This is a genomic window from Cellulophaga sp. F20128 (assembly GCF_023015805.1).
GTDB lineage: Bacteria > Bacteroidota > Bacteroidia > Flavobacteriales > Flavobacteriaceae > Cellulophaga.
The window spans coordinates 38,406-55,886 of sequence record NZ_JALKBA010000012.1; the positions used below are offsets into that span (position 1 = coordinate 38,406).

General features: G+C 39.0%; 14 protein-coding genes and 1 tRNA gene. 11 read left to right on the forward strand and 4 right to left on the reverse strand.

Going from position 1 to position 17,481, the window contains the following annotated elements; genetic code table 11:
- Positions 1-79 precede the first annotated feature (79 nt).
- The 5 genes from MWU65_RS12200 to MWU65_RS12220 are packed head-to-tail and all read left to right on the forward strand — an operon-like array spanning position 80 to position 3,261.
- A complete protein-coding gene (locus MWU65_RS12200) occupies positions 80-1,057 on the forward strand; it encodes a M23 family metallopeptidase (RefSeq protein WP_247078311.1) in 978 nt (325 codons plus the stop codon).
- Complete coding sequence (locus tag MWU65_RS12205; protein WP_247078312.1) at positions 1,057-1,386, forward strand: MerR family transcriptional regulator; 330 nt, start codon at positions 1,057-1,059, stop codon at positions 1,384-1,386. The genes MWU65_RS12200 and MWU65_RS12205 overlap by 1 nt, the downstream gene beginning before the upstream one ends.
- A 35-nt stretch (positions 1,387-1,421) precedes the next feature.
- Entirely contained in the window at positions 1,422-2,024 is a 603-nt protein-coding gene (locus MWU65_RS12210; RefSeq protein WP_247078313.1) for a LemA family protein, read from the forward strand.
- Positions 2,025-2,027: 3 nt separating this feature from the next.
- Positions 2,028-2,465 (forward strand): TPM domain-containing protein, encoded by a 438-nt coding sequence (locus tag MWU65_RS12215; protein ID WP_247078315.1) that lies wholly within the window; start codon positions 2,028-2,030, stop codon positions 2,463-2,465.
- On the forward strand, positions 2,446-3,261 hold the full coding sequence (locus MWU65_RS12220) for a TPM domain-containing protein (RefSeq protein WP_247078317.1): 816 nt from the start codon (positions 2,446-2,448) through the stop codon (positions 3,259-3,261). Before MWU65_RS12215 ends, MWU65_RS12220 begins: the two co-directional genes overlap by 20 nt.
- Before the next feature lie 74 nt (positions 3,262-3,335).
- Here the strand turns inward: MWU65_RS12220 and MWU65_RS12225 are convergent, their stop codons facing one another.
- Both MWU65_RS12225 and der read right to left on the reverse strand, forming a co-directional pair.
- On the reverse strand, positions 3,336-6,104 hold the full coding sequence (locus MWU65_RS12225; protein WP_247078319.1) for an outer membrane beta-barrel protein: 2,769 nt from the start codon (positions 6,102-6,104) through the stop codon (positions 3,336-3,338).
- A 106-nt stretch (positions 6,105-6,210) separates the two neighbouring features.
- Positions 6,211-7,515, reverse strand: coding sequence for a ribosome biogenesis GTPase Der (gene der, locus MWU65_RS12230; protein WP_247078321.1), 1,305 nt, complete (start codon positions 7,513-7,515; stop codon positions 6,211-6,213).
- 75 nt (positions 7,516-7,590) lie between these two features.
- Here der and MWU65_RS12235 point away from each other — a divergent pair, with 75 nt between their 5' ends.
- Complete coding sequence (locus tag MWU65_RS12235; RefSeq protein WP_247078323.1) at positions 7,591-8,079, forward strand: GTP-binding protein; 489 nt, start codon at positions 7,591-7,593, stop codon at positions 8,077-8,079.
- A gap of 23 nt (positions 8,080-8,102) precedes the next feature.
- Here MWU65_RS12235 and era read toward each other — a convergent pair whose 3' ends face one another.
- Both era and MWU65_RS12245 read right to left on the reverse strand, forming a co-directional pair.
- Positions 8,103-8,990, reverse strand: coding sequence for a GTPase Era (gene era, locus MWU65_RS12240; protein WP_247078324.1), 888 nt, complete (start codon positions 8,988-8,990; stop codon positions 8,103-8,105).
- Positions 8,977-10,341 (reverse strand): alanine/glycine:cation symporter family protein, encoded by a 1,365-nt coding sequence (locus MWU65_RS12245; RefSeq protein ID WP_247078325.1) that lies wholly within the window; start codon positions 10,339-10,341, stop codon positions 8,977-8,979. Before MWU65_RS12245 ends, era begins: the two co-directional genes overlap by 14 nt.
- Positions 10,342-10,527: 186 nt before the next feature.
- On the opposite strand from MWU65_RS12245, the gene MWU65_RS12250 reads away from it, so the two are divergent.
- From MWU65_RS12250 to MWU65_RS12270, 5 genes are all read left to right on the forward strand, one after another.
- Positions 10,528-10,600: transfer RNA gene (locus MWU65_RS12250), tRNA-Met, on the forward strand.
- Positions 10,601-10,826: 226 nt separating this feature from the next.
- Positions 10,827-11,222, forward strand: a complete 396-nt coding sequence (locus MWU65_RS12255; protein WP_245574852.1) for a hypothetical protein — start codon at positions 10,827-10,829, stop codon at positions 11,220-11,222.
- A 117-nt stretch (positions 11,223-11,339) separates the two neighbouring features.
- Complete coding sequence (locus MWU65_RS12260) at positions 11,340-15,755, forward strand: CusA/CzcA family heavy metal efflux RND transporter (protein ID WP_247078326.1); 4,416 nt, start codon at positions 11,340-11,342, stop codon at positions 15,753-15,755.
- A gap of 16 nt (positions 15,756-15,771) precedes the next feature.
- Entirely contained in the window at positions 15,772-17,031 is a 1,260-nt protein-coding gene (locus MWU65_RS12265) for an efflux RND transporter periplasmic adaptor subunit (protein WP_027126748.1), read from the forward strand.
- A gap of 108 nt (positions 17,032-17,139) precedes the next feature.
- Positions 17,140-17,478, forward strand: coding sequence for a P-II family nitrogen regulator (locus MWU65_RS12270; protein ID WP_027126747.1), 339 nt, complete (start codon positions 17,140-17,142; stop codon positions 17,476-17,478).
- Positions 17,479-17,481: the final 3 nt, after the last annotated feature.

Genomic DNA, 17,481 nt, shown 5'->3' on the forward strand with positions numbered 1-17,481 from the left:
TTAACTATTTCTGCAAAACAATTTTTATATTTGTTTGTTTTGATACTATAGAAGTGCAAAAATAGGATAAATTCCCTTTATGTCTAAAGTTAAATATTATTATGATCCAGACACTCTATCTTACAGAAAGGTAGAGTATAAAAAGTCTAAAAAATACAGGAATGTAGCCTTGCTTATTTTAGGGGCAGCCATCCTTGGTTTTTTAGGCCTTATCTTGCTTTTAAATACCAGTATTATAAATACACCCAAAGAACTATCCCTACAACGAGAATTACACAACTACGAGTTTCAGTTTGAGTTATTAAACAAAAAAATGGAACAAATGGAACATGTATTGGCCAATATCGAAGATCGAGACAACAATATTTACCGTTTGTATTTTGAGGCAAACCCTATTCCTGAAGAACAACGGCATGCTGGTTTTGGCGGTATAAATCGCTATAACTCTTTAGAGGGGTTCAACAATTCTGAAATGATTATTGGCGCTACCCAACGCTTGGAGATTATCCAAAAACAAATGGTAATCCAATCCAAGTCTTTGGATGAAATAACAAAACTAGCGGAGGAAAAAGAAAAATTCTTAGAAGCCATCCCAGCGATACAGCCTATCGCCAATGAAGATTTAAAGCGCATGGCATCGGGATACGGTTGGCGTTCAGACCCATTTACCAAAGTGCGTAAAATGCATTGGGGAATGGATTTTACAGCACCTAGGGGCACACCCATTTACGCTTCAGGCAATGGAACAGTTACCCGTGCCGACGCAAGTTCTACGGGTTACGGAAAGCACATCCGTATAGAACATGGCTACGGTTATCTTACGCTTTATGCACATTTAAGCAAGTACAATGTCACCAAAGGTCAAAAAGTAAATCGCGGTGACCTTATTGGCTTTGTAGGCAGCACAGGAAGATCTGAAGCCCCACATTTACATTATGAGGTATGGAAAGATGACGATCGAATTAACCCGATTAATTTCTATTACGGCAACCTTTCTGCTCTAGAGTTTGAAAATTTACTAAAACACGCATCACAAGAAAACCAATCATTGGATTAATGCATATAGACCTTCCAGAAAAAAGATATTATGGTATTGGCGAAGTAGCCAAGGCATTTAACGTGAACACCTCGTTGATACGCTTTTGGGAAAAAGAATTTGATGTTTTAAAACCCAAAAAGAATGCGAAGGGCAACCGGAAATTTACGCCCCAAGACATTAAAAACCTGCAATTAATTTATCATTTGGTAAAAGAAAGAGGTTTTACGCTAGACGGTGCAAAAACGCATTTAAAAGAGGAGAAGCAAAAAACACTTACTAATTTTGATATCATTCAAAAACTAGAAAATGTAAAAACGGAACTCCAAAAAATAAAAGAACAACTCTAATTAACGCTACAAACACAAATTAAACACACACTATTATGAAAAAATGGTTACTTCCTATACTTATTATTGGCGGACTTGCGCTCCTGTTTGGCGCTTGGTACGTAAATACAAACAATTCTTTGGTTGAAATGAAAGGCCAGGCTACCAAGCAATGGGCTAATGTAGAAAGCTCTTACCAACGTAGAAGCGATCTTATTGGCAACTTGGTAAAAACGGTACAAGGAGCGGCAGATTTTGAAAGAGGAACGCTTACCGATGTTATTGAAGCCAGAGCAAAAGCAACCGCAATTACTATAGACCCATCAAACATAACACCAGCGCAATTGGAACAGTTTAATCAAGCGCAAAGTGGATTAAGTGGGGCACTTAGCAAACTATTAGTATCTGTAGAACGCTACCCAGAGCTAAAAGCCAATCAGAACTTCTTAGAACTACAATCGCAATTGGAAGGTACTGAAAATAGAATCAACGTAGAACGCAATAGGTTTAATGACCTGGCGGGGGAATACAATATAAAAATTGCTAAAATACCGACCAATATCATTGCTAGTATTGCCAATTTTGATCCTTTGGCCTTGTTTTCTTCTAAGGCTGGGGCTGAAGATGCGCCAGACGTAAATTTTGAATTCAGCAACTAAACTATGTCAAAGGTTGAAGATTTTTTAAGTGCTAGCGAGGAGCAAGAGATTGTTGCAGCCATCCTAAAAGCAGAAAAAAATACTTCTGGTGAGATTCGGGTTCATATTGAATCCCAGAGTAAAATAGAACACTTTAAAAGGGCGCAAGCCGTTTTTCATTTGCTGAAAATGGACAATACCAAAGCAGAAAATGGAGTGTTGATCTATGTGGCTGTAGCAGACAAAAAGTTTGTCATCTATGGTGACAAAGGTATTGACAAGGTGGTGCCTCCCGGATTTTGGGATACCACCAAAGATACTATGCAAGCTGAATTTAAGGCGGGCAATTTTAAACAAGGAATTATTAATGGTGTCCTAATGGCGGGCAAGGAACTGGAAACCCATTTCCCCTGGCTACACACTGACACCAATGAATTGAGCAATGAAATATCTAAAGGGTAGTATTTTTATAGGGTTGTTATGTTGTGTTACACTGAGCACAGCACAATACAACATCCCAGAAAAGCCTGCAATAGAAACAAGTGTCTACGATTATATTAAGCTATTATCAGCTACTGAAAAAACCACACTCGAACAAAAACTTATTCGGTATTCAGACAGTACTTCCACCCAAATTGTAGTGGCGATAATCGCGAACACTCAAGGCGAAGAAATAAAATATTTAGGCGCCCAATGGGGTCAAAAATGGGGTATTGGACAGGAAGGTAAAGACAATGGTATTTTAGTACTCCTAGCCAATGACGATCGGCAGATAGCCATCAATACGGGTTATGGTGTTGAAGGGGGATTAACCGATGCCCTGTCTCGTAGAATTATTGAATCTGTGATTATTCCTCGCTTTAAACAAGGGGATTTCTACGGCGGACTCAGCAATGGATCTGATGCTATTTTTAAGGCATTAAACGGGGAGTTTACAGAAGACCGATCGTTTTCTGAAAATGACTTCTCTATAAAATCTCTCTTACCCTTCCTTATCTTTTTTGTCATTTTTCTTATCCTTTCCAATAGAAAGAATAGAAACGGTGATGGAAAGGGCGGCAATGGTGGAAAAAACAGTACTGGAATCGATTTATTAGACATCATTATCCTAAGCAGCTTAGGACGTGGCGGATCATCTAGAGGTGGTGGTTTCGGCGGCGGCGGCTTTGGAGGCGGCGGCTTTGGAGGCGGTGGTGGCTTTGGAGGCGGATTTGGTGGTGGCGGCTTTGGCGGCGGCGGCGCTTCCGGAGGTTGGTAATACGATAACACATAAAAAAACACCCTTGCTATTTTAAAATAGCAAGGGTGTTTTTTTTAGCTCAAAAGTTACCTCTATGGCGTTCCTCTTCTGTAGTGTCTAGACCCACGATCATCAACTTCACCAGCCTGACCTAAGCTATTAAATTTCCAACTGAAACTCAGCATAAAGTACCGTTGCAGTACCGTACTCTGCGAATCTTGAATATAGTTCCCTGAAGCAATACGCCTTGCATTTGTATTCTGATTGAGTAAATCGTAGGCTTTTAAAGAAAGCATACCATTGTTGTCTATAATAGAATACGACAAGGTAGCATTCCAAAACCAGGCACTTTTTTGAAAGTCGTCTGCAATGTTTGGATTGTAATTGTAATTGATATCATTACGCCATTCAAAGTTTTCAGGCAAAAAGGTAGCGGTGTTTATTCCCAAATTATGGTATTTAAACTCTTGGGTATTAAACTGCTCTAAATCGAATTTATTCTTCGTAAAAGAAACGGAGTAGCGCGGTGTAATTTCCATCACATCTTTCCAAGTAAAGGTCACGTTTAAAGAAGGACTTAGCGATGTATTTGTTGAAGCGTACTCCACATCGTTGTTAAAGTTGATGGATTTATTTAAGTTTCCAAAAAGTCCCACTCCCACTTTTATGGTCTTTACGGTATCAATCCGTTTTGTTCTACTTAATTCTCCTCCTCCACGAAGGCTATAAGTACCATCTACATTGGCATAGGTGGTATTCCGTACAAAGTTTTCATCTATGGTTGTCTTTGAAACCACTTGATTGTTATCTATATCCGCTCTAATGTAGGTGAAAAAATTCACCCCTTTTTGATAATCGTGATTGTTGGCATACAGACTAAAATCATGTGAATTTCGCGGTTTTAGGTTTGGATTACCTACTACGGTATTCAAGGGATCGGATACATCTACAAAAGGTTGTAGTTGACGAACACTTGGCGGACTATTATCTAGGGAATACCGAAAAGACAAGCTGGCTTTAGGACTAAACCTGTAGCGAAAACGTGCATAGGCTTCCACCGCTTTAAACTCTCTTTTTAAACTGAGTTCTGGCCGCAATTCATCACTATTCTCTAAGGTTCTAAACAAATAATCTCCACCCCCACTTACACTAATCTTATCCTTTCTATAGCTTAAACGCAAACCGGGTACACTTCTATTGTTCTTGTATTCATAATCAGTACTCAAGGCTGTGTTAAAATCGTTGAACTCCTGTGTAGCATCATCAAAATCATAGGTGCTCTCTGTATTGTTTTGTCGTTCTGCAAAGTAAGTATACCTAATATCCAAGGACAACTCTTCTCCTTTTAAGGGCACTCGATACGTTAAATTGGTCGTTAGCTTATTCATTTCCTCTACACCATCTGTATATTGGTTTCGGGTAACAGACTCCGGCGAATTTCCATAGACTTCTGTTTGAGAATTTAGAAAATCATCGGAAGTGGTTTTGCTAATTTCATTATCGATCCCCACTCTAAGAAATGCCCCTTTGTTACCGATCCTTTTGGTGATATCAAACTCATTTCTAAAATTGTTTCCAATATTTTCCACAAAGGATTCAGAATTAGATTCGTTGGTCACTACCCCATCATCATCTCTAGATTCTTCATCACGCGCATAGGAGCGACTGTTTTTAGAGGATGAAAACGAAGGTTCAATATCGATACGCAGGGTGGTATCTAGCTCTACCTCTAATTCTACATTGGCTCTATGGCTGTAAGTATCGTTAAAAGAACTGGAATTTGAATCTGTAAAATAGCGATTGTCGGGAATGATATTCTCTCTTTGTGTGGAATTTTTATCTTCAGAATGGCTATTGCTATAAAAATAATCGGCAGATATTTCTACCTTCTTACTTAAGTCATCCGCATAGTTAAATCCGGCATTTTTTGAGGTTGTTATTCCTGAACCGCCACCAAAGGAGCGCGAATTCAAACCACCACTACCGCCAAACATTTTTTCTATCTCTCCAAAGCTAAAACCAACAGAATTGGTATTGTTACCACCGGCCAAAATACTGATGCGTTGGTCGTTATCAAACAAATTAAGCATTCCTGCACCTTCATAGCGGCCATCTGTACCACCACCAGCTGAGACTCTTCCAAAAACACCCTTGTTTTTATCTTCTCGAATGGTTAGGTTGATGGTTTTATTTTCAGAATCGGACTCTTCACCCGTAAATGCTTGTGCCTTGGTTTTAGTATCGGTGATTTGCACCTTTTCAATCATTTCTTTGGTAAGACTACGCGTCGTAATGGTAGGATCATCACCAAAAAACGGCTTCCCATTGACATAGATATTACTTACATCCTTGCCATTGGCTGTTATTTTACCGTTCTCATCTATTTCTACCCCTGGTAATTTTTTAAGCAAGTCCTCAACATTGGCATCTTTTTTTGTGGTAAAGGACGCCACATTAAATTCTAAGGTATCTTTTTTTACGGTGATGGGTGCTGTAGCTTTTACAATAACTTCATCCAATAGATTGTCATCTACTAGCAAATTAATCTGCCCCAATTGCTGTATTGGTTCTTCCAAACTGATGCTTTGGGTATAGGTTTGGTAACCGATATAGGAAATAAACAGGTTTAGTGCTGAATCAAACGAACTGCCTTCTAGGGTAAACGCTCCTTTTTGATCGGTAATGGTATAGGTCACTAAAGCGCTATCTTTTACCCGCTGTAAATAAACGGTTGCCGCTTCTAATGGCACGTTATCATCTGCCGTGATCAGGGTTCCCGATACTTCAAATTGTTGTTGTTTGGATTGGGAAAAACCAGCAATGGAAGTAACTAAAATTGCTAGTGCTACTAATTTTTTCATAAAACTTAAAACTGTGTGTTAAGGAAATACGAATATACCGCTAACACACAGCTTACATCCTTAAATAAAACTTAAAACTTAAGGGATGTTCTTAAAAAAATCTTAATTATTTTTTACGCATGAATACCGAAATTGGTACTCCTTCAAAATTAAAGTTCTCGCGTAATTTATTTTCTAGGAAACGTTTGTACGGATCGCGCACATATTGCGGCAGGTTACAGAAAAATGCAAACTGCGGATAAGGCGTAGGCAATTGGGTACAAAACTTAATTTTTACGTATTTTCCTTTGTATGCTGGTGGCGGATTGTTCTCTATAATAGGCAACATAACGTCGTTAAACTTACGGGTCTGTATTTTTCGTGCTCTGTTGTTGTACACCTCAACGGCAGTTTCAATGGCTTTAAAAATACGTTGCTTGGTGAGTACCGATACAAAAATAATAGGCACATCAGTAAAAGGCTCAATGGCTTGTTTAATTCTAGTAGTGTATTCTTTAATGGTATTGGTTTCTTTGTCTTCTACCAAATCCCATTTGTTTACCAAGATTACAATTCCCTTATTGTTACGTTGTGCCAGCCAGAAAATATTTTCTACCTGCCCATCAAACCCACGGGTTGCATCTAAGAGTAAAATACATACATCAGAATGCTCTATAGCTCTAACTGAACGCATTACCGAATAAAATTCCAGGTCTTCTTTTACCTTGGCTTTTCTACGAATCCCCGCAGTATCTACCAAATTAAATTCGAATCCAAAACGATTGTATTTGGTATCAATACTATCTCTAGTAGTACCGGCAACATCGGTTACAATATAGCGTTCTTGCCCAATTAGGGCATTTATAAAGGAAGATTTCCCAGCATTTGGTCTTCCTACTACGGCAAACCTTGGCAAATCATCGTTTTCTTTTTCTTTCTCTGGCAATACTTTTACAACAGCATCAAGCAAATCTCCGGTACCACTACCATTGATACTAGCAATAGTAAAATACTCACCCAAACCAAGGGAATAGAATTCCACGGCATCTTCGGCACGCTTTCCATTATCCACCTTATTTACTACTAAAAAAATAGGCTTGTCTACCTTGCGCAATAGTTTGGCAACGTCTTCATCCATTCCGGTTACCCCAGATTCTACATCGACCATAAAAATAATGGCATCGGCTTCATCAATAGCTAATTCTACCTGCTTGTCTATCTCAGCTTCAAAAACATCATCAGATCCCAAGACGTAACCACCGGTGTCAATTAATGAAAATTCTACACCATTCCAATCGCTCTTTCCGTAGTGACGATCTCTGGTAACACCACTTATTGCATCTACAATAGCTTCCCTACGCTGAATTAATCTATTAAAAAAAGTAGATTTCCCTACATTCGGTCTTCCAACAATAGCAACAATAGCACTCATTCTTTTATTTTTTGCAAAAGTACTACTAATATCTGAAGAAAAACAGTATCTTTTTGTTTACTATCTGTTTACACTATGAAAACGCTTCCGAATGACATTGTTTTGCGACCTAGATTCCATCTAGAATTGCAGCAATCTAGCCATCAAATTCTTGCCAAATTTAAACAAACCACTAGTGAAGGTATTGTTTGCAACTGTTTGGACGAACATGTGTTTTTAAAAATTAGACCCCAACATCTTCATTTTTGGTCACCACAGCTGCACTTAGAGATCGATGCTATTGACGAGGAGTCTTGCCAATTGCAAGGTATTTTTGGGCCCAACCCCTCGCTATGGACATTTTTTATGTTTATCCACTTTGCCATTGCCCTCTTTTTTATCGTTTTTGGCGTATGGGGGTATTCCAATTGGGCACTACAGAAACCCTATACCCTACAAATAATGACGATGGTATTGATGACGCTTGTTTGGGTTTCCTTGTATCTATTTGGTAGAATAGGCAAACAGAAAGGCAGGCCACAAATGCAAGAACTCCATGCTTTTGTGCAACAAACTATTGGCTGATGCCCCGATAAGAAAAGATAGATTTAGCCTTTGTTGTAACCAAAGCGTTTTAACTGATTGGCATTACTACGCCAATTCTTATTCACCTTTACATACAACTCTAGATGTACTTGTTTGTCAAAGAATTTCTCCAAGTCTTTCCGTGCTTCTACACCCACTCGTTTTAGAGCAGCTCCTTTATGGCCAATGATGATTCCTTTTTGAGAATCTCTTTCTACCATAATTACAGAACGCATTCTAATAATTTCATCGTCTTCAAAAAACTCTTCCGTATCTATTTCTACGGCATAAGGCACTTCTTTTTTATAGAACTGCAATATTTTCTCGCGAATGGTTTCGTTTACAAAGAAGCGTTCGGGCTTATCTGTTAATTGGTCTTTAGGATAGTATGGGTGAGAAATGGGAAGCAATTCTATAATCCGAAGAAAAACTTCTTTTACATTAAAATTCATCAAGGCAGAAATAGGGTGTATTTCTGCTGTTGGCAATTGTTCATGCCAATAGGCCACTTGTTCCTCTAAAACCCCTTGTTCTGAGGCATCAATTTTATTCAATAATAAAAGTACAGGGATTTTGGTATTTTTCAATTTATTAAAGAAGGCTTCATCTTTAAGGGCCTTCTCTCCTATCTCTACCATATAGATAAGGATATCTGCATCTTCAAAAGCTGTTTTTACAAAATCCATCATGGAACTTTGCAACTCATAGGCGGGTTTTATAATCCCCGGGGTATCAGACAGAATGACTTGAAAATCATCACCATTCACAATCCCTAAAATACGGTGTCTTGTAGTTTGTGCTTTGGAAGTGATAATGGATAATTTTTCACCCACAAAGGCATTCATCAAGGTAGACTTCCCCACATTGGGGTTTCCTATAATATTTACAAATCCTGCTTTATGCTCTGTCATTTTTTACTTTTACAAAATAGGTTTTCATGGCTTTGTTTACTCTTGGCGCCAAATACAATACGGCAATCATGTTCGGGATTACCATAAGGGCAAAGGATAAATCGATTAAATTAATTACCAAATCTACCGATGCCACCGCTGCAAAGGTAATACTCCCAACGTAAATGAAATTATAAAACTTCCCAATTTTAGCATTGGTGATAAAAGATAAGCATTTTGTACCGTAATAAGAGTAGGTAAATAAGGTAGACAAGGCAAAGGCACTAACAACCACCATTAATAAAACGCCACCGTAGGGAATAGAGCTCTTAAAGGCATTTAGGGTCATGGCGATACCATTGGTTTCTGTATCTAGATGCGCACCACTGATGATAATCACAATAGCGGTAAGGCTACATACAATAATAGTATCTATAAAGGGGCCTAACATGGCCACCAAACCTTCTTGAATGGGTTCCTTGGTTTTTGATTGTCCGTGAAACATAGGTGCGGTACCTACACCCGACTCATTAGAGAAAACGGCTCTACGAATCCCGATTATAATTAAGCCCCACAAGCCACCGGTGACTACCGTTTTAAAATTAAAGGCTTCGGTAAATATCAATTCTATGGAAGGAAAAATATTAGCAGCGTTCGTAAAAAGAATATAGACTACAGCCAGGAGATACACGAGCACCATAAAAGGCACTATAGCGGTTGCTACTCTGGCAATTTTTTGAAGGCCTCCAAAAATCACAAAGGAAGTAATGATAGAAAGGACGATACCGATACCGAGTTTCCAATTAAAATCACCCAAGACCATGAAGGCTTCGTCTGGTTGTATCACTGTCATTAGGGTCTGGGTAAACTGGTTGGTAGTAAAAGCGGGCAGTACACCAAAGAGGCCGGCGATACAAAAGAAGACCGCTAGGGGTTTTGCTTTGGGGCCAATACCTTTGGTGATATAATACATAGGACCACCTTGCAGCTTGCCGTCTGAATCTTCACCTCTATATAAGATGGAAAGGCTACAGGAATAAAATTTTATACACATGCCAATGATGGCGGTTACCCAAATCCAAAACACAACACCGGGGCCACCCATATAAATGGCGATGGCTACTCCGGCAATATTTCCCATGCCTACGGTAGCGGCTACGGCAGAAGAAAGGGCTTGTAGGTGACTAACTTCACCTGGATCGTTAGGATTATCATACTTCCCACGGGTAATATTTAGAGCATGTCTAAAATACCGATAGGGTAATAATTTGGAATAAAAAACAAGGAACAGCCCCCCACCGATAATCAAAAAAAGCATAACCCACTCAGTATAAGGTAGTATGCTTGATAAAAACTTATTTACAACTTCCATTTAATTTTAAATAATGTAATGAGCGAGTAATTTAAGCATTTTAAAAAAGAATGCTGTGAAAAATATTTATCAATTTATGTTTTGATAGTATGAAAAAAGCTTCGTATATTTGCAGTCCAAAATAAATCAGTCGGCATTATGAACCGAGGAGTTAAAAGCTAGGATGATTGTTTTGGAAACCCATATCGCGGGATAGAGCAGTAGGTAGCTCGTCGGGCTCATAACCCGAAGGTCACTGGTTCGAGTCCAGTTCCCGCTACTAGTAAAGAAAAGGCTTTGCAGAAATGTGAGGCCTTTTTTTATTTCCAATAGTACAGAATAAGTACAGAATATTCCTATTTTCAAAATTCAATTCTATTTATGCTCATTTGCCTTCTATTGATAATAAGTAGTATCAAATATCTAAATAGTGTTTGGATATAAAGGTGAACATTCTTTCTTTGCACAACCTGTGCATCCATTATTTTGTATCTTTGTCAAACTTTATGAAAATATTCGTTTCCATATCAATGTCGTTCCTATTCCTTTTTCAAGGAATAGCGGCCAATATGGAAGTTTGTGAGCAGATTGAAGAAATATCGCATTTTATTGCGCATTATCAAGACCACAAGGAAGATGATGGATATTCTTTTTTTGAATATGTTTATGAAGATTATATAAACGACGATGGAAAAGTGGACAACCACCATCCAGATTCGGAACACGATGATGCACCCGTACATATAAACCACCAATGTTGTCAACACTTTGTGTTCTTTACACCTTTTCAACCTACGTTAATAAATACGATTTCCCCCGAGGCTAAAAATCAGTATAATCATTACACTTTCCAATTAAATTCCAGATATCTGGAATCCCCATTCCAACCCCCAAAAGTATAATTCAGTTTTTTTAAGGACAGCTATGTCCTAACGTGATGCTTTTCAAAGTAGGCATTGCTTTATAAATACGTTGCACCTATACGCATCGTAAGTTTTCAACTGAATTAATACATATTTATGATTAATAAAATCATCTCATTTTCCATTAATAATAAATTTATTATTGGGCTCTTTATAGTGGTACTTATAGGTACTGGTATTTGGTCTATGGCCACTATAAACTTGGGTTCTGTACCCGATATTACCAACAATCAAGTTCAAGTTATAACAACTGCTCCCAATTTGGGAACTGAGGATATTGAACAATTTGTAACTTTTCCCGTAGAATTGGCAATGGCGAACCTCCCCGACGTTATCGAGCTGCGCTCGATCTCTCGTTTTGGTCTGTCTGTAGTAACCATTGTTTTTAAAGACAAAGCAGGCACTTACCTTCCCCGGCAACTGGTACAAGAAAAGTTAACTGAAGTAGCCGGAGAAATTCCTGAAGGTTTTGGTACACCATTTATGGCTCCAATTACCACGGGTTTAGGGGAAATCTACCAATACACCCTAAAAGTAAAGGAAGGTTATGAAGAAAAATATGATGCAACGGAGCTCCGTACCATACAGGATTGGATCGTAAAACGTCAAATGGCATTAGTCCCCGGAGTTGTTGAAGTAAATGCTTTTGGTGGTTTTGTAAAACAATATGAAGTTGCTCTTAATCCGGATAAACTTAAAAGCTTCGGCCTCACTATGAGCCAGGTTTTTGAAGCATTAAAGGTTAATAACGCAAATACTGGAGGCGCTTATATTGAAAAAAACCATCAGGCCAATTTTATACGTGGCGAAGGCTTGGCGCGTAGCATTTCAGATTTGGAAAATACAGTGGTCACTACACAAAATGGAAGCCCTGTTTTAATCCGGGATGTGGCTGAAAAAGTAGGATATGGCAGTCAAGTGCGTTATGGTGCTTTTACACAGGATGGCCACGAAACTGTAGGCGGACAAATATTAATGCTGAAAGGCGAAAGTCCAAGCACCGTTATAGACAATGTTGAAAAGCGTATAACGGAAATTCAAAAATCCCTGCCTGAAGGCGTGTATATCGATACGTTTTTAAGCCAAAGCGAGCTTATTGAGAGAACTACAAGTACCGTAAAAACAAATCTAATTGAAGGGGCGCTTATCGTCATATTCGTTTTGGTGCTCCTTTTGGGAAGCTTTCGTGGTGGATTGATTGCTGCTTCGATAATACCCTTATGCTTATTATTTGCATTTATTTTGATGAAACAATTTGGCATTTGGGCGAATTTAATGTCCTTGGGAGCAATAGATTTCGGAATTATTGTAGATGGTGCTGTGATTATTGTGGAAGGAACGGTTTTTCAGATTCATCAACGGATGAAAAAATCCAATGCTATCATAGGACAATCCGAGATGGATGAAATCGCCTATGACTCTTCAAGTAAAATGATGAATTCTGCCTTCTTCGGTCAACTAATTGTTCTTATAGTTTTTACGCCTATTCTGTTTTTGACCGGTGTGGAAGGGAAAATGTTCCGACCAATGGCGTTTACATTTGGTTTTGCCGTTTTAGGGGCAATTATCCTTTGTCTTACCTACGTACCGGTGATGTCGTCATTATTTTTAAAACCTGCCAAAAACCAAAATAGTTGGTTTGCTAAATTTGAAAATAAGATTGATAGAATCAGTAATAAAATTATGGGTGCTTTGAATCGTGCCTATCTTCCCATATTAAATTTTGCACTTCGTTTTAAAGCAGGAGTCGTTATAGGGGCGGTTGCGCTATTCTTGATTGCAGGATTTCTTTTCAGTAATATGGGAGCAGAATTTGTCCCGAAATTTGATGAAGGCGATATTGCCTTTCAAGCATTGATAAAACCGGGGAGCAGTCTTACAGAATCGATTGAAGCTTCAGAGAAACTTCAGAATTTAATCAATGAATTTCCGGAAGTAAAAACGGTAGTTTCAAGAATTGGTGTGGCAGAAATACCGACAGACCCAATGCCTATGGATATTGCAGATAGTTACATTATTCTTGAAAAGGACAAGAGTAAATGGACATCCGCAGAAAGTAAAGAAGAACTCATAGAAAAGATTCAAGAAAAAATTTCAGTAGTTCCCGGCGTAAATTTCGTGTTTACCCAACCTGTGGAACTTCGTTTTAATGAATTGCTGACTGGCGTTCGTGAGGACGTGGCTATCAAATTGTACGGAGAAGATTTGGACGTGTTGGCAGACAAGATACAGGAAATCGCTGCGGTAATACGTAAAGTTCCGGGTGCAGCAGACCTTAATGTAGAGGCTACAAGTGGTTTACCCCAAATGACCGTGGTTTACAACCGTGCAAAAATGGCACAATACGGTGTTACTGTCAATAAACTGAATGATTATGTAAGTGCTGCATTTGCTGGAGAAAAGGCAGGTGTCATATTTGAAGGGGAAAAGCGCTTTGATGTGGTCATTCGTTTGGCAGAAGAATATCGACAAGATATCAACAGCTTAAAAGATCTTTATATTGATTTGCCAAACGGTGCACAAGTACCCTTAAAGGAAGTGGCTGATATTAGCTACAAACCTGGGCCAATGCAGATTTCAAGGGATAATACCTCGCGGCGTATTTCGGTAGGGGTCAATGTTCGTGGACGCGATGTAAAATCGATGGTCGAGGAAATTCAGCAAAAACTGGAAACGGAAGTAAAACTGCCCCCAGGTTATTATGTTACTTACGGAGGGTCATTTGAAAACCTGCAACGAGCATCAGACCGATTGATGATTGTAGTCCCAATCGTTCTATTAACAATATTTGTTCTGCTCTACTTTGCTTTGAATTCATTTAAACAAGCTATGATGATCTATATGGCAGTGCCTTTGGCGGCCATTGGTGGCGTGTTCGTCTTGTTGATTCGAGGAATGCCATTCAGTATTTCCGCAGGAGTCGGGTTTATCGTACTCTTCGGAGTTGCCGTATTAAACGGACTCATACTCATAAACAAATTCAATGAACTAAAAGACAGTGGAATGACAGATTTAAAAAAGCGGATATACGAAGCTACGCACGAACGTTTACGTCCAATTTTATTAACAGCCATTACAACAATTATGGGTTTTATCCCAATGGCGATTTCCACCTCTGGAGGTGCAGAAGTACAACGCCCTTTGGCAACAGTAGTCATTGGAGGAATGATTACGGCAACATTTCTGACTTTGGTGGTTATACCTATTCTTTATTATTGGCTTGAATCGAGAAAGGAACGAAACAATGCTGGTGGAGATGTAAGCTATATCAACAAATCAACGAACATTGTAACCGTACTATTGATGGTTGGTGGTTTGATGGCTTCTGGAACTGCGTTTGCCCAAAACACCAGTCCAAATGGCACAATTCCAAAAACCTTGACCGTAGATGAGGCTATTGCGATGGCAAAGCAGAATTATCCATCGCTTAAGGAGAGTCAGGCATTTATTGAACGGGAAAAGGCACTAAAGGGAACGAGTTTTGACCTTGGTAGCACACAAGTTTTCACGGGCAAAGAAGAATATGGCAATAATCTTCCTGGCGTACAGACAACCGTTGGTGTGCAACAAGGCAACATTGATTTGCTTTCAGGATTTTCAAAATCCAAGTTTTACAAAGAGCGTATTGTCTTGGGAGAAAAGTTTTATGTAGCCAATGAACAACAGTTGGTGCGCAATGTGATGCAAGCCTACGATCAAATTAATTATTACAAGGCACAGTTGCGTTTTGCAGACCAATTGGACAGTATTTATGCCAATTTTAAGTCCGCTGCCCAACTTCGGTATGACACTGGAGAAACAGGCAAGTTGGAATTTATTTCAGCCTCTTCCGAATTTCAACAGATTCAAGTGTTGAGGCAACAAGCTTTTGATGATATTGAAATTGCCAAACGTGCCTTAAAACAATATTTGGGAACGGATGAAACCATCGAGACGGTAGATGGTTTTTACGAGCCATTGGATTTTATGGCGACATTGGATTCAACTTCGGTTGCCAATAACCCAATGTTGCAATATGCCTTGCAAAATGCCGAAGTAAGTAAAGCAAATGTGGGCGTTGAAAAATCGCAATTCCTACCGAAATTCAGTTTATCATATGGCAGGCAGGTTGTGGATGATGTTTCAGGGTTTAATACCTATCAGGCAGGTATTAGTATTCCGTTATGGTTTTTTCCGCAGAAGTCAAGGGTTAAGGCAGCCAAGGCAGACGCAATGGTAGCAGAGAATCAATATTTGGAGCAAAAAGCGGTTACAGAAAGTCGTGTTTCACAATTGACCAAATCACTCGAAAAAACAAAGAAGATTTTGCAATATTACGAAGAAGGCGCACTATTGTTGGCAGAAGAACAAATTACCACAGCGCAGTTGGCTTCTAAAGAAGGCGAAATAGATTACGTCAATTATATCACCATTCTTAATAGTGCCATCCGTATTAAACAAAACCATTTACAATACATCAATCAGTATAACCAGCAGACCATTGATATGCAATATCAATTGGGCAATTTATAACCTTAAAAAAAGAGAAATGAAGAATATACTATTAGTTAGTACCGTATTATTTACACTTATGTTTATGAGTTGTAATGATGCCCAAAAATCTGAACTTGGACATAATGAAGCCGAAGGTGTATCAAAGACCAATGAAGTTGGAGAAGATGCACACGGCGAAGAAGGCCACGTTGAAGGAGAGGAAGAAGGTGGTCACAGCGAGGAAGAAGGCGTTGTAGAACTTACAAAGCAACAAGCTGAAACCATCGGTTTGGAAATGAAATCTTTGGAGGAACGGAATTTAGGGAACAACATTAAGGTAACAGGTACGCTGGAACTTTTCCCACAGGATAAGGCGAATATCAGTCCGTTTGTTGGTGGAAATGTGAGTTCCATAAAAGTAATACCTGGAGATAATGTAAGTAAAGGACAGGTATTGGCATATATAGAACACCCAGATATCATTGCAATGCAACAGGAATATCAGGAAAAAAATGACGAACTGGTCTTTTTGAAACAGGATTTTGAGCGCAAGCAGACTCTTTATGACAAAGGTGTTTCTTCTGGAAAGGAATTTCAGATGGCGCAGTCAAAATTTCGTTCCACAACATCCAGCGTCAATGGTTTGCGGTCCCAATTGAGACTGTTGGGCATTAATCCGGACAAAGTGGCTGAAGGCCAAATATATTCCGCTGTTCCCATTACCACACCCATAAGTGGCTATGTGGATGAAGTAATGATTAGCCTTGGCGATTACGTGGCGCAACAATCCAAAATGTTCTCAATAAGCGATAATTCAAAGATTTATGTCAACTTCAAAATATATGAGAAGGACATAAAGCAAATCAAGAAAGGACAACAGATATATTTTTCTACGGCCTCTCGTCCAGATGAACTGCTTAAAGCAACCGTTCGGTCTGTGGGTAAAACATTTAACACCGACCCAAAAGCTTTGGAAGTTCTGGCAGATATTGAAAACGAGGATAAAAACCTATTGCCGGGTATGTACGTGGAAGGGCGAATAGTGCAAGGTGAGAAAAAAGGTTTCGCCGTACCGGAAGCCGCCGTTATAAAAGAAGGCGAGCAATCCTTTATTTTTATTCTGGATGAAGATGGAGAAATGGAAGCGAACAAAATGAAATTTAAAATGATACCCGTAACGGTTGGTATTACTGATTTAGGCTTTGTTGAAGTCAATCTGCCTGCCGAAGTTTCAAAGGACGCCAAAGTTGTCATAAACGGAGCTTATAATCTCTCTTCGGAAATGGTTAAAGGCGAACTGGAACACGGACATTAATTCAATAATAATCAAAGATTTTGATTCCGGGTTTGTTTATCGTCTTAATTAGTTAGTTAAAAATTAGAAAACAGGCTCGGTTCAAAATTGATTTAAAATATTCATAATATGAAGGAAATAAAAGCATTTATAAAACCGAACCGAATCCAAAGAGTCATTGAAGCACTATCAGATAATGGATTTAAAAGTATGACCCTTTCACAAGCAGAAGGAACTGGCGCCTTTAAGTCAAAAGGTGCAAGACCGTCGTTGGATTTTCACGTGACAGATAGTCCAGTGGTTAAGTTGGAACTGGTCTGCCAAAATGAGGAAGCCCAAGTGGCCATTGAAACAATTATAGCCAACGCCAAAACCGACGGACCTGGAGATGGTATTATTTATATAGCAAATATTGAAGATGCCTTTCAGATTAAATCTGGAGATTCCTTAAAACGGTACGACCTATAAAAC